Here is a 225-nt window from a genome sequence, read left to right as displayed (position 1 = left end):
CGAGCGTGACGGTCAACGGGTTGGTGATGTTCGTCACCGGTACGCCGTTTTTATCCACAAGGCTGGCGGTGTAAACGATGTTGCCGCCTTCGCCAACGGTAGTGGTAGCGGTCAGGACAACGTCGACTTTATCGATGGTGTCGTTGATCGTGGTGGTCGCACCGTTGCCTGCAACTTCCAGCTTCTCGAAGTTGCCGCCCGTTGCGTCGGTAATTTTGACCGTCT

1 protein-coding gene is annotated in these 225 nt (G+C 56.4%); it reads right to left on the bottom strand.

The features are described from left to right. Positions 1–225, bottom strand: a 225-nt coding sequence (locus BFQ04_RS29705; RefSeq protein ID WP_175413300.1) for an immunoglobulin-like domain-containing protein, incomplete at both ends; no start/stop codon positions are given.

Source organism: Pseudomonas sp. 37 R 15 (assembly GCF_900004865.1).
In the GTDB taxonomy this organism is placed as follows: domain Bacteria; phylum Pseudomonadota; class Gammaproteobacteria; order Pseudomonadales; family Pseudomonadaceae; genus Aquipseudomonas; species Aquipseudomonas fluorescens_AM.
This window is presented reverse-complemented; position numbering and strand designations above follow the sequence as displayed.